This is a genomic window from Bradyrhizobium sp. AC87j1, from assembly GCF_002936975.1.
Lineage (GTDB): Bacteria > Pseudomonadota > Alphaproteobacteria > Rhizobiales > Xanthobacteraceae > Bradyrhizobium > Bradyrhizobium shewense.
The window spans coordinates 1-999 of sequence record NZ_PTFE01000257.1 but is presented as its reverse complement, the minus strand read 5'-3'; the positions used below and the strand labels follow the sequence as shown (position 1 = coordinate 999).

The following is a 999-nucleotide window of genomic DNA, read 5'->3' as shown; positions in this document are numbered from 1 at the left end:
TGGGTCCCTGTGTCTTGGAAGTCTGTCAGGATGGGGTTGGGCGGGAAGCCGTTGGGTCCTTGGCGCTTGACGCCGTGAGCCGGCTCGGTCTCCCGCCCGTTCCATTACCAACCTGAACAGTTGCACGAGGCTGCGCCAACAGACCTCGCATCACAGGGACAGGCACCGTGATCATACCCGCTCGTTGCGTCGGAATCGACGTCTCCAAACAACACCTCGATATCTTCGATGACGGTTTAGGCGTGCCGGAGCGCATCGCCAACGCGCCGCAGGCCATCACACAGATCGCGGCGCGTTGGCGATGCAACGTGCTGGTCGTCTTCGAGGCCACGGGTGTCTATGACCTCGAGCTTCGCGAGGCGCTGAGTCTGGCTGGCATCCGTTTCGCCCGGATCAACCCGGCCCGAGCTCGCGATTTCGCTCGCGCCAGCGGGCAGCTCGCCAAGACCGATCCGATCGACGCGCGAATGCTGGCAGCTTTTGCCCGGGCCATGCAGCCGGCCAGCGAGCAGGCTGCCAATCCCGCCCGCAATGCCTTGGCGAGGCTTGCAAAACGGCGAGATCAGCTGGTTCTCATGCGCGCGCAGGAGAAGAACCGACGCAGTGAAGTCGACGACCGGGCCATGGCCGAACGCATCAGCCGCCTCATCGAGGTCCTTGACGGCGAGATTGCCGAGATCGAAGCCGACATCAAGGCACTAACAAAGGCCGAGCCGGAGATCGCAGACGATGCGCGGTTGATGCGCTCAGTGCCTGGTGTGGGTCCCGTGGCTTGCATGCAGCTCATCGCGAAGATGCCGGAACTCGGACACGTCGGAGCCAAGCAGATCGCGGCGCTCGCCGGCCTTGCCCCCTTCAACGTCGACAGCGGCGCCTTCCGTGGCAAACGCAAGATCGCCGGCGGTCGAAAGCGCGTTCGCGACGCTCTCTACATGGCTGCTCTCAACGCGGTTCGACGGGCCGATCCGTTCAAGGCCTTCTATGAAAGATTGCGACAGG

At 63.7% G+C, this 999-nt stretch carries 1 protein-coding gene; it reads left to right on the top strand.

Features of this window, described 5'->3' with window-relative positions:
- Positions 1-167: 167 nt before the first annotated feature.
- Positions 168-999 (top strand): transposase (locus CV770_RS41185; RefSeq protein WP_104466329.1); only part of this gene is annotated, 832 nt, incomplete at its 3' end.